At 37.9% G+C, this 17,692-nt stretch carries 17 protein-coding genes, 6 tRNA genes and 1 rRNA gene; 1 reads left to right on the top strand and 23 read right to left on the bottom strand.

The annotated features are described in order from the left end of the window. The first annotated feature begins 10 nt into the window (after positions 1-10). Positions 11-778 (top strand): sulfite exporter TauE/SafE family protein, encoded by a 768-nt coding sequence (locus H9632_RS11450; protein ID WP_191704212.1) that lies wholly within the window; start codon positions 11-13, stop codon positions 776-778. Between the two features lie 48 nt (positions 779-826). Here the strand turns inward: H9632_RS11450 and H9632_RS11445 are convergent, their stop codons facing one another. From H9632_RS11445 to rrf, 23 genes are all read right to left on the bottom strand, one after another. Beyond that, a complete protein-coding gene (locus H9632_RS11445) occupies positions 827-1,702 on the bottom strand; it encodes a pirin family protein (protein WP_191704211.1) in 876 nt (291 codons plus the stop codon). Positions 1,703-1,943: 241 nt separating this feature from the next. Beyond that, entirely contained in the window at positions 1,944-2,561 is a 618-nt protein-coding gene (locus H9632_RS11440) for a YdhK family protein (protein WP_191704210.1), read from the bottom strand. Positions 2,562-2,681: 120 nt separating this feature from the next. Then, entirely contained in the window at positions 2,682-3,812 is a 1,131-nt protein-coding gene (locus tag H9632_RS11435; RefSeq protein ID WP_191704209.1) for a hypothetical protein, read from the bottom strand. Further along, entirely contained in the window at positions 3,805-4,317 is a 513-nt protein-coding gene (locus H9632_RS11430; RefSeq protein ID WP_225223810.1) for a sigma-70 family RNA polymerase sigma factor, read from the bottom strand. Before H9632_RS11430 ends, H9632_RS11435 begins: the two co-directional genes overlap by 8 nt. 85 nt (positions 4,318-4,402) lie before the next feature. Further along, positions 4,403-4,753, bottom strand: coding sequence for a TIGR04104 family putative zinc finger protein (locus tag H9632_RS19130; protein ID WP_404829026.1), 351 nt, complete (start codon positions 4,751-4,753; stop codon positions 4,403-4,405). Between the two features lie 546 nt (positions 4,754-5,299). Further along, on the bottom strand, positions 5,300-5,827 hold the full coding sequence (locus tag H9632_RS11420; protein WP_191704207.1) for a hypothetical protein: 528 nt from the start codon (positions 5,825-5,827) through the stop codon (positions 5,300-5,302). Between the two features lie 590 nt (positions 5,828-6,417). Further along, the gene (gene glmS, locus H9632_RS11415) at positions 6,418-8,217 is read right to left on the bottom strand and encodes a glutamine--fructose-6-phosphate transaminase (isomerizing) (RefSeq protein ID WP_191704206.1); all 1,800 of its coding nucleotides are present in this window, start codon (positions 8,215-8,217) and stop codon (positions 6,418-6,420) included. Positions 8,218-8,858: 641 nt separating this feature from the next. After that, the gene (locus H9632_RS11410) at positions 8,859-9,383 is read right to left on the bottom strand and encodes a type 1 glutamine amidotransferase domain-containing protein (RefSeq protein WP_191701466.1); all 525 of its coding nucleotides are present in this window, start codon (positions 9,381-9,383) and stop codon (positions 8,859-8,861) included. Positions 9,384-9,739: 356 nt separating this feature from the next. After that, positions 9,740-11,092, bottom strand: coding sequence for a phosphoglucosamine mutase (gene glmM / locus H9632_RS11405; RefSeq protein ID WP_191704205.1), 1,353 nt, complete (start codon positions 11,090-11,092; stop codon positions 9,740-9,742). An 86-nt stretch (positions 11,093-11,178) separates the two neighbouring features. Beyond that, positions 11,179-12,177 carry a CdaR family protein gene (locus tag H9632_RS11400; protein ID WP_191704204.1) on the bottom strand — a complete coding sequence of 333 codons (999 nt, stop codon included), beginning with the start codon at positions 12,175-12,177 and terminating at the stop codon, positions 11,179-11,181. Next, on the bottom strand, positions 12,170-13,006 hold the full coding sequence (gene cdaA, locus H9632_RS11395) for a diadenylate cyclase CdaA (protein WP_191704203.1): 837 nt from the start codon (positions 13,004-13,006) through the stop codon (positions 12,170-12,172). The genes H9632_RS11400 and cdaA overlap by 8 nt, the downstream gene beginning before the upstream one ends. A gap of 234 nt (positions 13,007-13,240) precedes the next feature. After that, positions 13,241-13,858: a zf-HC2 domain-containing protein gene (locus H9632_RS11390; RefSeq protein ID WP_191704202.1), complete on the bottom strand. Its 618-nt coding sequence runs from the start codon at positions 13,856-13,858 to the stop codon at positions 13,241-13,243. Positions 13,859-13,871: 13 nt separating this feature from the next. Continuing rightward, complete coding sequence (sigW, locus tag H9632_RS11385) at positions 13,872-14,435, bottom strand: RNA polymerase sigma factor SigW (RefSeq protein ID WP_191704201.1); 564 nt, start codon at positions 14,433-14,435, stop codon at positions 13,872-13,874. Between the two features lie 154 nt (positions 14,436-14,589). Beyond that, positions 14,590-15,492: an arginase gene (gene rocF, locus H9632_RS11380; protein ID WP_191704200.1), complete on the bottom strand. Its 903-nt coding sequence runs from the start codon at positions 15,490-15,492 to the stop codon at positions 14,590-14,592. Between the two features lie 190 nt (positions 15,493-15,682). Continuing rightward, a tRNA-Lys gene (locus H9632_RS11375) sits at positions 15,683-15,755 on the bottom strand. 18 nt (positions 15,756-15,773) lie between these two features. After that, positions 15,774-15,848: transfer RNA gene (locus H9632_RS11370), tRNA-Gln, on the bottom strand. Between the two features lie 13 nt (positions 15,849-15,861). Then, positions 15,862-15,945, bottom strand: a tRNA-Tyr gene (locus tag H9632_RS11365). A gap of 31 nt (positions 15,946-15,976) precedes the next feature. Then, positions 15,977-16,052: transfer RNA gene (locus H9632_RS11360), tRNA-Val, on the bottom strand. Positions 16,053-16,096: 44 nt separating this feature from the next. Then, positions 16,097-16,171, bottom strand: a tRNA-Glu gene (locus H9632_RS11355). Between the two features lie 134 nt (positions 16,172-16,305). Further along, positions 16,306-16,381, bottom strand: a tRNA-Asn gene (locus tag H9632_RS11350). Positions 16,382-16,655: 274 nt separating this feature from the next. Continuing rightward, positions 16,656-16,847 (bottom strand): hypothetical protein, encoded by a 192-nt coding sequence (locus H9632_RS18870; RefSeq protein ID WP_225223809.1) that lies wholly within the window; start codon positions 16,845-16,847, stop codon positions 16,656-16,658. 116 nt (positions 16,848-16,963) lie between these two features. Continuing rightward, positions 16,964-17,104 carry a hypothetical protein gene (locus tag H9632_RS18865; protein ID WP_225223808.1) on the bottom strand — a complete coding sequence of 47 codons (141 nt, stop codon included), beginning with the start codon at positions 17,102-17,104 and terminating at the stop codon, positions 16,964-16,966. A gap of 381 nt (positions 17,105-17,485) precedes the next feature. Beyond that, positions 17,486-17,601 (bottom strand): 5S ribosomal RNA (gene rrf / locus H9632_RS11340). Positions 17,602-17,692 lie beyond the last annotated feature (91 nt).

The following is a 17,692-nucleotide window of genomic DNA, read 5'->3' as shown; positions in this document are numbered from 1 at the left end:
GGTGATTTGTTTGGAAAACTTACTACTAGAGTGGCTATCATTTGATGGTCTCATATTATTTGGAATTGGTTTGCTTGCAGCAGTTGTGGGTGTAATGTTTGGAGCGGCAGGATTTGTATTACTTCCTTCCTTATTACTAGTCGGCATCCCAATCCATGCAACCGTTGCAATAAATAAGTTTGCAACAGGCATATCTTCTTTTTCTACGGTTATTGTTCTGACAATGAAAAAGAGAGTACAGCTGAAAAAAATGATCCCATTCATGCTCATCGCTGCAGTTGGCGGAATAAGCGGAGCCTTTTTAGCAACAAGACTGTCGGAACAAACGATGAATATTGTGGCTTGTATTGTGTTAATCGTGATGTTCATTTTCGTTTTAAAAAGTAATAAAAAAGCAGTTGTTAACGAACAACCTGAGATTGAAGAGAAAACTACTTTAATAGCTCCATTTCTTATAGGAATATATGACGGCGGGCTTGGAACGGGGTCCGCGCTTTTAAATATAACGTACTTTCTAAAAAAACAATTCAGCTATGTAATGGCTGCTGAAATGACCCGCTTTGTCATGTTTGCAAGCTGTACGACCGCATTTTTGTTTTACCTTTTTTATGGAATTGTCAATTGGGGCGTTGCCGTTCCAGTAGCTGTCGGATCAATCGTTGGCTCCCAAATCGGTCTTAAAATTATCCCTTATTTAAAGGGTAAATGGATTGAGATTTTGCTTCCTATTATCTTTTTCTTATTAATTGTCCAAGTTATCGCTGATCTACTATTTTAATTTATAAAAAGAAACCAGATGATTTCGCTCCATCTGGTTTCTTTGAACTTACTTCTCTTTTACGGCCGGTGCGCCAAACTTCCCTTGCTGAAAATCTCGGAATGCCTCTTTGATTTCTTCCATTGTATTCATTACAAATGGTCCACCGAGAGCAATCTCTTCACGGATTGGAATGCCTGAATAAATTAACACTTTGGAACGCGAGACTGCTTTGATTTTCAACTCACTTTGATTAGTTTCTGAACCTTCTTCGTAAAAGGATAAAGTAGCTGCCCCTGTTTTAGCAATCTTTGTCTCATTATCCCCGAACGCCATTTCTCCTGCCAGCATATACAAAAATGAATTATGGTTTTCAGGTAAAACATGTGTATACTCCGCTCCTTCGCGGAGGCTAATTTCTGTCATCGTTATCGGGACTAAACTATTCATTGGTCCTGTTACTCCTGCAATCTCGCCTGAATATACTCGAATGGAGCCCCCTTCAAAATTTACAACAGGCGCATCTTCTACATATATATTTTGATAAGTTGTCTCTGTATGTTTCAGGCTTTTCGGAAGGTTCAGCCATAGCTGTAATGTATGAATAAGATCATCATCATAAGCTTCTTCCGCATGTCTAGCAGCCCAACCTGCATTCATATATTGAACATCGCCAGCATCTAATACGCTATATCCGCCTGCATTATCTATATGTTCAAGTCTTCCATCGATTACATACGTTACCGTTTGGAAGCCCCGATGTGGGTGATCTGAGAATGTTCCACGTTTGAACCAGTCTTCCGCCATTAAAATAAATGGGTCAAATTCTTTATTCCTGTCTGGAGAAAGGATGAAGCCCTGCTGAATATGAGGATAACCATTCTTGTTATATTTCGGATACCAATAATCTTTTACTTCTCTTTGAAATGTTGAATCGCTCTTCATTTTAAAGCCCCCTTTGATATACTCTGCCGCCTATTAATAACTATCACTTATTGCATAATTAAAGTATAGATATATTCTAATTACCTCTCAAGCAACTAAACTTTTAAGCCACCACTTTTAAGCCACTGAATTTTTTATAATTGTTACTTCTACCTTATAACTAAATACAAAAAGGGCACCCATCTTTCGAGAAGGGCGCCCAATAAAAGATGTCCACCTTTACATGGACACCTTTCTGATTTTATTTAGAAGATAGTTCGCTTTCTGTTACCCATTTATGATTTTTTACTTGTTCTCCTGTTGTGGAAGTAAAATCAATCATATAAACCGTTGTTTCTTCAGCTGAATCTATTATGGCAGTTGCTCCCTGCATCCCTTCCATATGATCCGCATCAAGTAATACTTCTGCTTCAGGTTCTAAAGGCGCTTCACCTGCGTCCTCTATTTCTTCATGAATAACCCATTTATGATCTTTAACGGTTTCTCCTCCCGTAGTCGGTGTATAGGAAACCGTATATACCGTTGTATCAAAAGCTCCTGCAATTATGGCTTCAGCATTTTTCATACCAGGCATGTGATCCGTCTGGATAATTGCTTTACTCCCAACAGGGAATGTTGGATCTTGTGCCTCTTTTAAATTTACTGGAACTTCACCTGTCCCCGAATGGTTCATTGAAGAGTGATCCATGTCTTTCTCGCTACCTTTTTCTGCACCTTCACTTTGTTCATTTAATATTCCGTTTGTTTCTTCCTGTGTTGTTTTATTTTGGGCAGTATCTTCATCCCCTTCCCCACCACATGCAGCAAGTGCTAAGGCAGCAGAAAGAGAAATAATGCCCATCTTAAATTTAGTATTCATTGTCTATCCCTCCTAGCTATTAACGTATTTACCCTTAGTCTGTAGAGCCAAACTTGGTAACTGGAAAACACCCGTGTTGGGATTGCAATTCAGATGGACGCTAAATGCACATTTTACACACTATTTAAATCGTATTAAGTACATGGCGCGATCTGGTCCTTCTCCATTTACAACTAGGCTACCTGCCTCTGTAAATCTCGGTTTAACAAGACGCTCTTTAATATTTGGTAACTTGGATACTCGCTTTAATACGCCATCATTATTTTCATATAACCATACTGTATTGCTGTCACCTCTTTGTACCGAAACAGCATAATGCTCACCATCTGTTGCAAAGTCATGTACCTCGAAAGAAGTATTAATTGCATGGAATTGACCGCTTTCCATATCAATTGAACCGATAAAAGGCTCATCGTCTCCTTCATTCCACATATAACCGTAAACGTGATTTCCTTTTAGCTGCAAATTTTGAACAGATTTATAGGGCACTGTATAGTTTCCGTAATCTTTTATTTCTTTATAATCTTGTACGGTAATTACAGTCGACATTCCTCTCTCCATTTCTACTCGTTCAGAAATAGCGATACGGCTGCCATTAATTGCCGGGCGACTATTACTCCCTTCTCCACCAAGTTTTCGCAACTCTTTGATTTCTCCCGTTTTCAAATCCACCATTTTATACGCAGCACTTGAAGAATTTCCATCAATACTAGTGAGCCCCATATAAATCAATGTATCGTCCTTCACTTCAATCCCGTAAAAGTAATCCGTCTCATATATTTGGACTTCATTCGTTTGACGATTCAATACATGGAGTTTTTCCTCATTTTCAACAGGCTGTGACCAAACAAGCCAGTTTTCTGATACTCCATAGTCATAACCCCAGTGAGTTGTTTCTACCAATAATGTTTCTTTCTTACTAGTAACATTAAATGAGTAAAATCCGTGCTCTGTTCGATAAATAAATTCATTTGATTCATCAAGATAAGTCGAATTATTTAACGCATCATACGCTGTTTCAGGGAATACAACTTTTTCAATCGTAAAATCTTGTTTATTAAATAACGCCTGATACATAGAAGGACCAATCAAAAATATAGCAACGATAAGCGTGAAAACAGCAATGAGCGCCGGCATCCAATTACGTTTAGATGTTGGTTTGGGTGATGGCATATTATTTCGCATATGTTCCATAATGCGTTTTTTATTCTCTGATGTATCTCGAAGTGGTGTTAAACGATAATTAGTCATGTAAAAGCACCTCCCATTCTTCTTTTGCAAGGTTTTGTTTCAGCAAATCCCGTCCAATCTTTAGCCTCGATTTCACTGTACTTTCGGGACGTTCTACTAGCTCCGAAATTTCCTTGGTCGATAAACTTTCTAAATAGTAATAAACAATTGCCTCCCTTTGCTTTAGAGGCAATGCTAATATCGCTTTGTCGATTGTATTTAGTTCTTCCTGGTGCACTAAGCGATCTCTATGTAAAACTTTTTCTTTTGAAAATAACTTTTCAGTTAACTTGATTTTGCGGTACGCCCAGCTCTTTAAATAATCTTTGGACGCATTCGCTGTTATTCGTGATAAATATGCCTTTAGTTCGCCTTGTTCCACATAGTTAGAACAATATAATTTCATGAACACATCCTGCACAATATCTTCTGCCATATGTGAATCTTTAACATAATAATAGGCGACGCGAAACAGGTAGTCGGTATAAGTATGCATCACTTCTTCAATGAACCCGGAAGATTTCAAACGTTCTCCCTCCCTTCTCTATATAAACGAAGCTGACTGCTAAAAAGACGAAAAAAGCTTAGCATATTTTGCCAAGCTTAAATTCTCACTTCTTAAAATCATCCATTGTCGTATCTCGATCAGTAAACTGTACCATAAGCGGTGTATAAAAATATGTTAAGGAGACAACAAATAGCGCTGAAAATAACAATACATAGGCAAAGTGAAGTGACAGGAAATTTTGTAGCCAGATCGGTGCTAATGGTATTAGTGCATATCTCATTGTACTCTGTGTGGCATTACCCTCTAAATAAATAATTTTTTGGCAAGAATCGCATTTTTCACGATAGGGCATATAGGTTTTACGGAAAATTTGTTTTCGTGTAAATGGGGTCTCACAATGGGGACAATGTGACTGTTCTCGGTCCCGAGCATCATATAAAACCCATAATGTCACCAAAACTAAAGTTAATTTCAGCAGCTAATCGCCCGGCTTTTGAACGTGAATTAAAAGACTTCTTGAGTCATCGCAAAAAAACAAAATCTCTCCCAGAAACTTATACTTTGAAAAACATTTTGATTAAAATGCAGTTATAAATGATGATTCTTATAGAAAATCATAGCTCCTATTTTGACAAATATTAATCAAAATAGGGGTTATTTTTCATTTTTGTATAGGGCTTTTTGTAATAAAGATTGATCATTTCGGAAATCCAATATTCAACTAAAGCACCCGTTAGTTCAATAAGGGGAAAGTCAGATTTATGCGGATTTACAACGTTAAGAATATACACAATTCTATACAATATCGTCGTTGACACAGCATCTCCAAAAACACGCTCAACCTGTTGCTGGCACTGGCTTTGTAGAAACGTGCATAAAATCACGTATAAACAATGTTCCATATGAAAAGCCATAAATGTTGATGTGACAGCGTTTATGGCTTTTTGGTGTGTTCCCTAACTTGCATTTGGGAACGTTATTTTGTATGTCTTTGTATAGCTCAAATAAATGTATCAATCGAACTCGAAGTCGGTTTTACTTGCTGTTGTGCCTCGGCTTTTAAAGCGCGCCACGTTTCTGTATAAATTGCGTCAAAAGCACTTTCACGACGCTGCTCTTCTTTTGTACCAATTGCGTGCCAACCGTTATGAGGCGAATAGGTAGACGTAAGATTTCCCTTAGCGTCCTTTATCTCTAAATAGCTGACTTTACCACGCTGTAAGGCTGGTATTTGTCTTATCATTTGTGCGATTGAACCTTTACGGTCAGGTGATACGACAGAAACAAAGCTGTTCTTTAACACCATATAAGAAGAATTGTTATGACCACCAAACTTACCATTTTCAAAATCCTTTTTAGCTTGTGCTATAATTGCTTCTTTAAATTTTTCTTCACTCATCGCTGGTGCTGATTTTGTGGGCATACCTGTCGCACCATTAAATTTAGGCACAGGCATTTGTGCTTTCTTATCTGATATTTCTACTCCTAGTAATTTTAATGTCATTTCATCAATGCCTACTGACCTCATTTCAAACATCTCCTTTTGAAATTCTTTATTACTTAAACTATCGGCTAATATATCTTACAGTTAATTAGTAAAAATGATATGCGACTCATAAAGAACATTCCCAAAGCGTCGTTTGGTAACATTTCTTTATTTATCGTTGTAAATCTGACTATAATCCTTCTTCAACTAAACTGCGACGTTAGTTTAAGTACATTTCTTCACAATCTATATAGTTTCATTGACATAAATATCCAAATTAAAATCATCTATCCTCTAAGAAATCTAGAGAGGAAAGATGATTTTAATCAAACTTTATTACAAAGCTACAACTTTATTATACAGTTACAAAACAGTTCAACTTTATTTCAAAGTCACAGAATAGGATTATGCCAATATTAATTATAATATTTAACTGTTACTTTTTTAACTTTTAGTAAATTACACTTGTTTAATACAACTGGGGTTAAAAAAAGAAAACCTTGATCCAGCAATGTTTATCGCAGTATCAAGGTGAACTTATGTGTCATAACAACTTATAATTATATGACAAATATAATTATAAGTTGTGACAATATTAGTTATAACTCACAATAGAGGTTGTTTTTATCATTCTACTCAACTGTAACCGATTTTGCTAGATTACGTGGTTTATCTACATCACAACGACGGTGAAGAGCCGCATAGTAACTAATTAACTGTAACGGTACAACCGATACAAGTGGTGTTAATAGTTCGTGAACAGGAGGAAGCACTAAGCAATCGCCTTCTTCTTCCATACCTTCCATTGCAATAATGCATGCATTGGCACCACGCGCAACAACTTCTTTAACGTTACCGCGAATATTAAGCGCTACGTCTTTTTGTGTTGCTAAAGCAAATACAGGTGTACCTTCTTCAATTAAGGCAATTGTACCATGCTTTAACTCACCGCCAGCAAATCCTTCTGCTTGAATATAAGAAATTTCCTTTAGCTTTAATGCACCTTCTAGCGATACACAGAAGTCCATGTTACGGCCGATGAAGAATGCGTTACGTGCAATTTTCAAGTAATCTTCAGCAATTTGCTCCATTTTATCTTTTGAATCGATGATTGTTTGAATACCATTTGCAACAATTGCCAGTTCTTGTTTTAAATCAAAATCAAGTGCCACACCTGTTTGCTTTGCCACCGCATAAGCCGCCACCGCTAACACAGCTATCTGTGCGACATAAGCTTTAGTAGAAGCTACGGCAATTTCTGGTCCAGCATGCAACAGTAATGTGTAGTCCGCTTCTCGAGAAAGCGTCGAACCTTGAACGTTCGTTACAGTTAATGACTTATAGCCAAGCTCTTTAATTTTCACTAATACTTGACGGCTATCTGCTGTTTCACCTGATTGTGAAATAAAGATAAATAGAGGCTTTTTCGAAAGTAATGGCATGTTGTAGCCAAATTCACTTGAAATATGCACTTCTACCGGGATACCAGCAATTTTTTCAAAGTACTGTTTACCGATTAATCCAGCATGGTAACTCGTACCCGCTGCAATAATATATAGACGGTCAGCTTCTGCCAATGCATCTAATATATCAGCATCAACCGTTACATCTTCGCCCTGTTCATAAGCTTGAATAATTTTACGGATAACAGTAGGCTGTTCATCCATTTCTTTTAACATATAGTGAGGGTAAGTACCCTTTTCAATATCAGAAGCATCTAGTTCTGCTGTAAATGGAGCGCGCTCAACCGAACGGCCATTTAAAGTAGAAATTTCTACTTTGTCTTTACGCACAATAACAACCTCTTTATCATGTAATTCGATAAATTGATCTGTTACTTGCAGCATCGCCATTGCATCTGAAGCAATAACATTAAAGTCCTCTCCAACACCTACTAATAAAGGAGATTTGTTTTTCGCTACATAGATTGTTTCAACATCTTCGTTATCTAAAAGCGCTAATGCGTATGAACCATGCACTAACGATAAAGTTTTACGGAATGCTTCTAATGTTGATAGTCCTTCTTTTGCAAATAAATCAACTAACTGAACAATAACTTCTGTATCTGTATCTGAAGACATTTTTGTGCCTTTTAAATAAGCTTTTTGTAATAAGTGGTAGTTTTCAATAACGCCATTGTGTACAAGCGTATATCTTCCTGAAGCACTTGTATGCGGGTGAGCGTTTAAGCGATTCGGTACACCGTGAGTTGCCCAACGTGTATGACCAATTCCTACTGCAGCTTCGACATCACCATCTACTGCTTTACGCAAATCAGCAATACGGCCCTTTTCTTTAAAGATTGTAATACCCTCTTCATTATGAACAGCAATCCCTGCTGAGTCATAGCCACGGTATTCTAGTTTCTCTAAACCTTTTAATAAAATTTCCTTTGCGTCTAATACACCATTATATCCTACAATTCCACACATAATCCATTTCCTCCGATGCAACAGCTATATCTAAGCGACTTTTGGCAATAAGAAAGCAGACTACGAAATCTACCTTTTTTTCGCCGGATGCGCTTTAGGAATGTTAATTAGAAGATGTTCTTTGCTCTCTTTTAGCAAGGTGTCCACTCATCTATAAAATTCCTACTCTTTAAAAGGTGATGTAGCTTGTTAGTATTTTTTATTTGTATGCCGTTTCGTTCTTCTGTCCAGAAAATCACTTCTCTGTTTTAAAACGAAAGTTACAACCGGGCATGTGCGATCGGGAGGCATCCGCCGAAATTTCGATAAACCTCCACCTCGTCAGCTAAGGATTAATGTTCGCTCGATTTCCTTAGCTCTGGCGCTTTTACTTTTTTTCCGATTTTATTTTATGCGCATTTTTCCCTCCTTTAGCGCAACTTAGGAAATAGTTTTTTCCATGAGCATTTCCATCATACACATAATCAAATTCATACGTCAATCCTCTGTTTCTAATGTAAGCGCTTCATAGAAAAAAATCCCGTTTTGTCATTGGAATAACGCATCAGTGAAGAATTGTGCTGTCCACTGATTTATTCATTCACTCCAATGACTTCCAAACGGGATATGCACTATTATATTATCTTATGCTAAGAGCACTATTACAGTGCCTTATCTTTTAATAACTTCACGATTTCACGGTTAAATGCCGGCAAATCATCTGGAGTACGGCTTGTCACAAGCTGTTCCTGACAAACAAATACTTCCTCATCATGGAATTTTGCACCTGCATACTCTAAATCGACTTTAATTGATTTATAACCTGTCGTATCTCTTCCCTCTAAGGATTTTGCAGTAATTAATAGTTGTGGACCATGGCAAATCGCAAATACAGGTTTCTTCTCATCCATAAAATACTTTGCGAATGCTACGACACGATCATCATCACGCAGTAAATCCGGTGAGAAACCTCCTGGGATAAACAATGCATCAAAGTCTGCAGGATTTACATCTGCCACACCTTTATCGATTTGAACTGTAGCCTCACCATTCTTACCTGTAACTGATTTATTTCCTTCTTTATCAATCGTTACAAGTGTATGCCCTGCAGCTTCCAGTGCTTCTTTCGGACTTGTGAATTCCACATCTTCAAACTTATCTGTAATTAATGTTGCAATTTTAGCCAATGTAAAACACTCCTTCGTCTTAATAGGGTACACTATATCGTTTCCCTCAAGATTATAAATTAAAACATTTATTGGTTTAGTTATAAGCTTTTTAGTAAGGTGCTTTAATTAGAATAAATGAAGCTAATATTAGAAAAGATATGTTTGATTTTAGGACACTTCACCATGATATTAGACGATTTGAGCCGAATTTTAGAACACTGAAATTATTTCAGAAAAATGGTCTTTTACTAGATCTTTTTTAGCTATATTAGAACTTCAAGTCAGTATATTAGAAAATGAGCCCCTAGCCATCCCCACAAAAGCAAAAAACACCGAAAGCAATGTCTCCATCACCCCCGGCGCCTTATTCTATGTTATTCAGCTAAACCCATTTCTGCGCTTACCACATCTGCAATGCGGGTAACATATTCTTCACAAGCCTCCGCAGAAGCTGCCTCTACCATCACACGTACTAAAGGTTCAGTACCTGAAGGGCGGACTAACACACGACCATTGCCGGCCATTTCTGCTTCCACTTCAGCAATTACTGCTGCAACCTTTTCATTTTGTGTTACTGCATGTTTATCTGTAACACGAACATTGATTAATCTTTGCGGGTAAATTGTCATTTCACCTGCAAGCTCAGATAGTTTTTTACCTGTTGCTTTCATGATGCTTACTAATTGAATTCCCGTTAAAAGTCCGTCACCAGTTGTATTGTAATCTAAAAATACGATGTGACCTGATTGTTCGCCACCTAGGTTATAGTCGTTTGCACGCATTTCCTCTACGACATAGCGGTCACCAACTGCTGTTTGAATACTTGTCATTTCATGCTCTTCTAATGCTTTGTAGAAGCCCATATTACTCATTACAGTAGAAACGACTGTACCTTTGTTTAGGCGACCTTTTGCTTGTAAATACTTTCCGATGATAAACATGATCTGGTCACCATCGACAATTGTTCCGTTCTCATCCACTGCGATTAAACGGTCACCGTCTCCATCAAAGGCCAGGCCAACATCTGCATTACGCTCTAAGATAAATTCAGCTAATTTTTCAGGATGTGTTGAACCTACACCTTCATTAATATTCAAACCATCTGGAGAAGCACCCATAGTAGAAATATCGGCCTCTAAGTCTGCAAATAAATGTGTTGCTAAAGATGAAGTTGCCCCATGTGCACAATCAACCGCCACATGTAAGCCTTCGAAATCTTCATCTACAGTTTGTTTTAAGTATGAAATATATTTTTGTCCACCTTCGAAGTAGTCTGTCACTGAACCAACAGCAGCACCTACAGGACGTGGTAATGTATCTTCTTCTGCATCAATTAAGCTTTCAATTTCTGCTTCTTGTGCGTCTGTTAATTTAAAGCCATCTGGACCAAAAAATTTAATGCCGTTATCCGCCACAGGGTTATGCGAAGCTGAAATCATGACCCCTGCTTCTGCATTCATGACACGTGTAAGATAAGCAACACCTGGTGTACTAATCACTCCTAAACGCATAACTTCCGCACCAATTGAAAGGAGACCTGCAACAAGTGCACCTTCCAACATTTCCCCAGAAATACGTGTATCTCGTCCAATTAATACTTTCGGGCGATCTTTAGCATCCTTCGTTAGCACATAGCCGCCAATACGACCTAGTTTAAACGCCAACTCTGGTGTTAGTTCACTATTTGCGACACCGCGGACGCCATCTGTTCCGAAATATTTACCCATTACTTTCTCTCTCCTTCAACGCTTAAATTACATACGTTTTAAATTTACCACCTAATGTGGATTGGTTGTTTTATTGGTAGTTAGTTTTACTCAGCGTCGTCAACACTTTCCTCTGCATTGGCTTCGCTTTCCTCTTCCTGAACAGGCTTACCTGATACCTCTGCATATACCGTTAGTTTATCCTGTGATAGCTTCGTTGCACCTGTAGGAAGCGGAATACTAAAATCATAGGAGCCAGACTCAGTAATTTTTTCACGAGATACTTCTACAATTACTTCTTCCAAAGCATCCACTGTCGTTTTCGCCCCATAAACAGTGATGCGGGATGGCTCTGACGACAACTTTTCAATCGTAAGCCCATCTACTGATTCCCCAATTTCCTTCAATGTAATCGGGACTTCTCGACTATATTCATTAATTTCTACCTTCACCTTAACTTTATCTGGATTAACACGCACATCCAGTTTATTTAAATCACGGTCAAGTACCTTTACAGTCGCATCTTGCTCAAATGATTCTTTTAAACCTTTCTCACCTGTAATTGTTGCCTTTACGAAGCTTATGTTATCTATCACACTTTTTGCACCTGTAATAGCAACTTTCGTCGGTTCTGCACTCATCCTATTTACGATGAAGTCTTCAGCAACAAGGCTTTTATTCATCTCAGGCTCTATACGAAACTGCTCGGTAATTTTTTCTTCAATTGTCACATTAACAATTTTCGGTTCAATTGATACATTAAGTTTTTCAGAAAAGTTTTCCTGCTGTATTGTAACGCTATGTTCACCGATTAACAATGAGTTTAAATTGACAAATAGTTTAAAATCCTTTTCAAGCTTCGTTTTTAAAACAATTGCAGTCGGTCCGGAAATTTTCACATCGACGGTTTCAGGAATCCCTGTGACAAACAGATTATCTGAATCATAATACACTTCCAGCGGGACATTTGTTATGACATCTGTTTCGTTTGACGAACCCGAATCAGCTGTTCGATTTCCTTCTGTTTGAATGTACAGGAACAAAGCAGCCGCTAAAAACAATGCTGCTAACCGTAGCATCCACGGGCTATCGAATAATTTATCCATTCTTTTTCCCTCCCCAAGTCCACTTAGATGCTAAGTTAGAATCTTGCTCAGGACCAAACCACATTTTACGTAATAGCTCTTCAAATTCAGTCATAGTGAGATTACGGTGTAAATTGCCGTTTGCTGTAATACTGATCGCACCTGTTTCTTCCGATACTACAATTGTAATGGCATCTGTGACTTCACTTAATCCCAGTGCAGCTCGGTGACGTGTTCCTAGCTCCTTAGAAATAAATGCACTTTCAGATAACGGTAAATAACAGGCAGAAGCCGAAATTCGGTTTTTCTGGATAATTACAGCTCCATCATGCAATGGGGTGTTTGGAATGAAAATATTAATCATTAATTCAGAAGAAAGCGCGGCATCCATTTTAATGCCTGTTTCCACATATTCATTTAGACCTGTATCTTTTTCAATTGAAATAAGTGCACCAATCCGACGTTTCGCCATATAGCTCACAGATTTTTTTATTGCCTCGACTAAACGTGTTTGTTCATCTTCCTGTTGGTTATTAGTGCGTTGGAAAATCTTCCCTCGCCCTATTTGTTCAAGCGCCCGGCGAATTTCCGGTTGGAATATAATGATGATGGCCAAGAAACCCCAGTCAATTACTTCCTGCAATAGCCAATCAAGTGTATCGAGTCCAAAAACGTAGGTAGCAAATTTCGCTAAAACAACAATCAGCAACCCTTTTAATAATTGAACGGCTTTCGTTCCTTTAATGAGGGTCAATGCCTTATAAACTACGTACCATACAAGCAGTACGTCCAACACTTTAAAAATCATATCTACAGCAGCAATGTCTGTAAATTGTTCAATTATTTGCATGTGGCATCCCCCACCTTTTATAGCTAATCCATATTGCCTTTAGTATAGCACAATTTTGGCATTGATTAACTTTCATAACAGAAAAAAGTCTACCCGAACGAGTAGACTTTGCCTTTTATAATAGAACGTCATTTTTTTGAAGAAAGTTTCACCATTCGTCAGGAAAAATTTATTTTTATGTGATTTTCAGTAAAACTGATATTTATTTATTTATTTATTTATTTATTTATTTATTTATTTATTGCTAAAGACCGCCATCAAATTATTAAAGCCATCTTTAATTTTAAACCATAGCCACTCGAACATTTCATCGATTTCCTCTACTTGTCCTGTAACTACTGCTGTAGATGCCATATAGTTTCCATTTATCACGGTGACATTCCCATCTACTTCCCCTTCAATAATGATATCGCCATTTTTCACAACGATGTCACCTTTAACAACTTCACCAGCGGGAACTGTTACCGTTTGCCCTTCAACAACTATATTTGGCTTTTTTGTCACAGAAAATTGATTGTCATTCGGGAAACTACCTAGCACTGTAGCACTCATAAACAAGCAAAACAATGCAGCAGCCATGAGTAGCGGATGCTGACGGAACCAACGCTTTATGCCGACAGAATTTTTGCGTTTCGGTAAACGACTTATCACTTGTTCCTCAAAGCTTGGAGGGGCAGTAATATGCGCTGCACTCTTGATAAACGCAACCGTGTCACTTAATTCATGCATATGTTGTTGGCAGTCCGGGCATGTCTGCAAATGTTGTTTTAATGATTGTTCATGCTCACGACTAATATCACCATCTAAATATTCGTGCATATAATCCACGAATTTTGATGCACACGTTTTCATGCGTATCTTCCTCCTACAAATTGTTTAACTGCTTTCTTAACGCTTCACGACCCCGGTGAATACGGGTTTTTACTGTACCAAGCGGCATATCTAAAATTTCACTAATTTCTTGGAGCGATAACTCTTCAATATATTTTAAAACAATGACCGAACGATATTTGTCAGGGAGGCGACTGATTTCATATTGAATTCTGTCCTGAAGCTCCATTTGTTCAACGGCAGCTTCAGGTGATTGCTCATCAGCAGCAATTTGCGAGTACATATCCAATCCTTCTGTCCCAGCAACTTCGGCATCTAAATAGTAATCTGGTTTCTTTTTCCGAATACGGTCGATACATAGATTCGTACCTATTCGATAAAGCCATGTTGAAAATTTTCGATTTTGATCATACGAATGTAGATTAATATAGGCACGTATAAACGCCTCTTGAGCAATATCTTCTGCTTCTTGTTTATTTCCAAGCATTCGAAAACATACTTGGTACAGCTTGTGCTGGTAGAGGTTAACAATGTCGGCATATGCGTTTTGATCACCTTTAAGCACTTGCTTTATTCTTTTATTTACTAACGCATCCATTTGTCTTTCCTCTCCACCTTTTCAGCTGTTCTATATATACGGATTGTTTCTTAAAAGGTTTCATTTTCAAAAAAATTTATTTTATCTTTTCCGCAAAAATATGTGTACCTATTATAACAAATTTCATTATGCTCTACCCATTTTTCCACAATATTCATACTAAAGTTTCACCAAACAAAGAACCGATTAACGCAACTGCTACATCAGCCGTTTTATTACGTTCATCCAGTATAGGATTCACTTCAACAAATTCGGCAGAAGTCAGCAATCCTGATTCCTGAATCATCTCCATTGCTAAATGACTTTCTCGATAGGTAATTCCTCCAGCAACCGGTGTTCCAACTCCAGGTGTATATAAAGGATCCAATGCATCTAAATCAAGAGATAGATGCATTCCATCTATTTCATTTTGTTTGAAATAATTCACCGTTTCTTCCATTACATGCGTCATTCCAAGTCGGTCAATTTCATGCATCGTATAGATTTTAATTCCACGCGTTTTTATTAATTCACGTTCCCCTTCATCAATCGAACGCCCGCCAATAATGATTATATTTTTTGCTTTGATTTTTGGTTCTCCGTGTAATATTGAAGTCAATCTCTTGTGTCCAAGCCCTATACTTGTAGCAAGAGGCATACCATGAATATTTCCTGAAGGTGTTGTCTCTGGTGTATTTAAATCGGCATGGGCGTCAAACCATATTACTCCTAAGTTTTTATATTTCATGGAAAGTCCTGCTAACGTACCTATTGCTATACTATGGTCACCCCCTAATACTAGCGGTGTACAATCTTTTTTTACAACTTCATATACTTTCTCGGCAAGTGCTGTATTCACTTTAATTACTTCATCTAAATTTAGAAGTTTTTCGTCTTTCTTTTCAATTGCATTTCTTTCAATTACTTGAATATTGCCTTCATCTTCAACCTCAAATCCTAGATTTACTAAACGTTGCTGCAAGCCTGCATATCGAATAGCACTTGGTCCCATATCCACCCCACGACGTTGTTGACCATAATCACATGGAACACCTACAATCGAAATTTTTCTATTCATTTTCCCATCCCCTTACGATATCTTTTTAATATATTTGTCGGCTATACTATGCTCAGCTAAACTCTCTATTGAAATTTCGATTTCCTACACGATTTTCCCTTTAAAATGCAAAAAATCCTTTACTCATAAATATAAGTAAAGGATTGTAATTTTTTAATTTAAGTGCACTTCTAAATTTATAAAATAAAAGTGAGCCATGAAGGACTCGAACCTTCGACCCTCTGATTAAAAGTCAGATGCTCTACCAACTGAGCTAATGGCTCAGAAAAAAATAAAAAAAATGGCTGGGGAACCTGGATTCGAACCAGGGCATGACGGAATCAAAATCCGTTGCCTTACCGCTTGGCTATACCCCAAACATTTTATAGATGGTGGAGGGGGACGGATTCGAACCGCCGAACCCTAAGGAGCGGATTTACAGTCCGCCGCGTTTAGCCACTTCGCTACCCCTCCGACAAATGATGCAACACTGTTAAACAATGAATGGTGGAGGATGACGGGCTCGAACCGCCGACCCCCTGCTTGTAAGGCAGGTGCTCTCCCAGCTGAGCTAATCCTCCATACATAACAAGTGTTACTGATTATTTTTTTATGAAGCCTTAAATGGTGACCCGTACGGGATTCGAACCCGTGTTACCGCCGTGAAAGGGCGGTGTCTTAACCACTTGACCAACGGGCCGTTATGTAAATGTTACGTTCTCTTTAAGACAAGATTTATAATATCATCATTTTCAATATCATGCAAGCCTTTTTGAAAAAATTTTTTTAAAAATTTTTGTTTTTAATTTCACTATACAAAAGAGCAAAAAAAAATGGCTCCGAAGGCAGGACTCGAACCTGCGACCTGCCGGTTAACAGCCGGATGCTCTACCAACTGAGCTACTTCGGAACGCTACTATAAATGTACCCGAGTACATTGTTTCCCTTGTACATTTATTATTATAGCAACGTTTTTATTTTATACAAGCACTTTTTTTAAATAATTTTTCTTACATTTTTATTTTCAGAGTGAGAAAATAATCCTCTTATCTAGAAGCTATTTCACTTCACGAATTTAACAATTTTATCTAATAAGCCACTCGCTAAAAGCGGCTGTAAATTTTAGCATAGTCCACAATCGACGTGACGTCCTCTACATACATATCAAATGTTAAGTCTTCTTCTTATGCTATTAGGGCTGTATTTTCTCCAATACCCCGCCTATCAAAACGAATTGAGGTAATTCCCTGGTCTGCTAAACTTTCCGCAATCATCTTTAGGCTATTATTAGACCCACCACCAATAGTATTTCCATCTTTATTCGTTGGTCCAGAACCTGCATGGATAATAAGCTCCCCTGTAGGTTGTTCGGGCATTTGTAATGCTACGTTTAACTCTCCGCCGAAAATAGGGAGAGAATGTTCTTCATATGTTATAGAAGCTTCTGTATATGGATTTAAAGTAAGCGGAATTCAAATGAAAATTCACTTAATCATCCTTGGGCTGGCACCGATATATTTCCGCCCGTTTTTTGCAAATCTAAAATAATTTCCAATGGTGCCTGTGGAATTTCGATCATGTCTTGCCATTCCCTAATTATGCTCCGTTCATCTGGATGACCTCCTGAGAGCATTCAGTTTGTCCTTTAGTAGTTATATCTGTACTGCTTGTTATTATCATTGCCACAGGCCGCCTGCAATACACTAGCTACCGCTATATACAGTATTTTACGCATCAGCTCCCCCCTTAATTAAAATTTCCCTTCTGTATACGGTACTTTAGTTGTAAAAGTTTCAAATCCGGAAATCTGTTCAAAGATCGATTGGCGAACCTTTTTAAACCCTCAACCTTTAATGCGTATCTTCAAAATCATTAAGGTATTTACGTTCGTTAAATAAAAAAAGCATGCCCCAGAAAGTCTTATCCTTTCAGGTCATGCTTGTTATCTTTAATTCACTATCTTTTTAAAATAATAAAAAAGCCACTACTGACTGAATCAGCAGCGACTTTTTGAGCCTAGCGACGTCCTACTCTCACAGGGGGAAGCCCCCAACTACCATCGGCGCTAAAGAGCTTAACTTCCGTGTTCGGTATGGGAACGGGTGTGACCTCTTTGCCATCATCACTAGACTATTGAAAGAATTTCATTCTTTCAAAACTGGATAAACGTTTCATTGAGTTGTGCAATAAAATGTGGTTAAGTCCTCGACCGATTAGTATT

This window comes from Solibacillus merdavium (genome assembly GCF_014836935.1).
Taxonomy (GTDB): Bacteria; Bacillota; Bacilli; order Bacillales_A; family Planococcaceae; genus Solibacillus; species Solibacillus ferritrahens.
This window is presented reverse-complemented; position numbering and strand designations above follow the sequence as displayed.

Bases quoted from the DNA above. Each gene is read 5' to 3' on its own strand.
- glmS (WP_191704206.1), bottom strand. From the start codon at position 8,217: ATGTGTGGAATTGTAGGATATAATGGTGTATTAGACGCAAAGGAAATT.
- glmM (WP_191704205.1), bottom strand. From the start codon at position 11,092: ATGGGTAAATATTTCGGAACAGATGGCGTCCGCGGTGTCGCAAATAGT.
- H9632_RS11390 (WP_191704202.1), bottom strand. From the start codon at position 13,858: ATGAAAACGTGTGCATCAAAATTCGTGGATTATATGCACGAATATTTA.
- H9632_RS18865 (WP_225223808.1), bottom strand. From the start codon at position 17,104: ATGCTCTCAGGAGGTCATCCAGATGAACGGAGCATAATTAGGGAATGG.
- sigW (WP_191704201.1), bottom strand. From the start codon at position 14,435: ATGGATGCGTTAGTAAATAAAAGAATAAAGCAAGTGCTTAAAGGTGAT.
- rocF (WP_191704200.1), bottom strand. From the start codon at position 15,492: ATGAATAGAAAAATTTCGATTGTAGGTGTTCCATGTGATTATGGTCAA.
- H9632_RS18870 (WP_225223809.1), bottom strand. From the start codon at position 16,847: ATGCCCGAACAACCTACAGGGGAGCTTATTATCCATGCAGGTTCTGGA.
- H9632_RS11400 (WP_191704204.1), bottom strand. From the start codon at position 12,177: ATGGATAAATTATTCGATAGCCCGTGGATGCTACGGTTAGCAGCATTG.
- cdaA (WP_191704203.1), bottom strand. From the start codon at position 13,006: ATGCAAATAATTGAACAATTTACAGACATTGCTGCTGTAGATATGATT.
- H9632_RS11420 (WP_191704207.1), bottom strand. From the start codon at position 5,827: ATGAGGTCAGTAGGCATTGATGAAATGACATTAAAATTACTAGGAGTA.
- H9632_RS11435 (WP_191704209.1), bottom strand. From the start codon at position 3,812: ATGACTAATTATCGTTTAACACCACTTCGAGATACATCAGAGAATAAA.
- H9632_RS11445 (WP_191704211.1), bottom strand. From the start codon at position 1,702: ATGAAGAGCGATTCAACATTTCAAAGAGAAGTAAAAGATTATTGGTAT.
- H9632_RS11440 (WP_191704210.1), bottom strand. From the start codon at position 2,561: ATGAATACTAAATTTAAGATGGGCATTATTTCTCTTTCTGCTGCCTTA.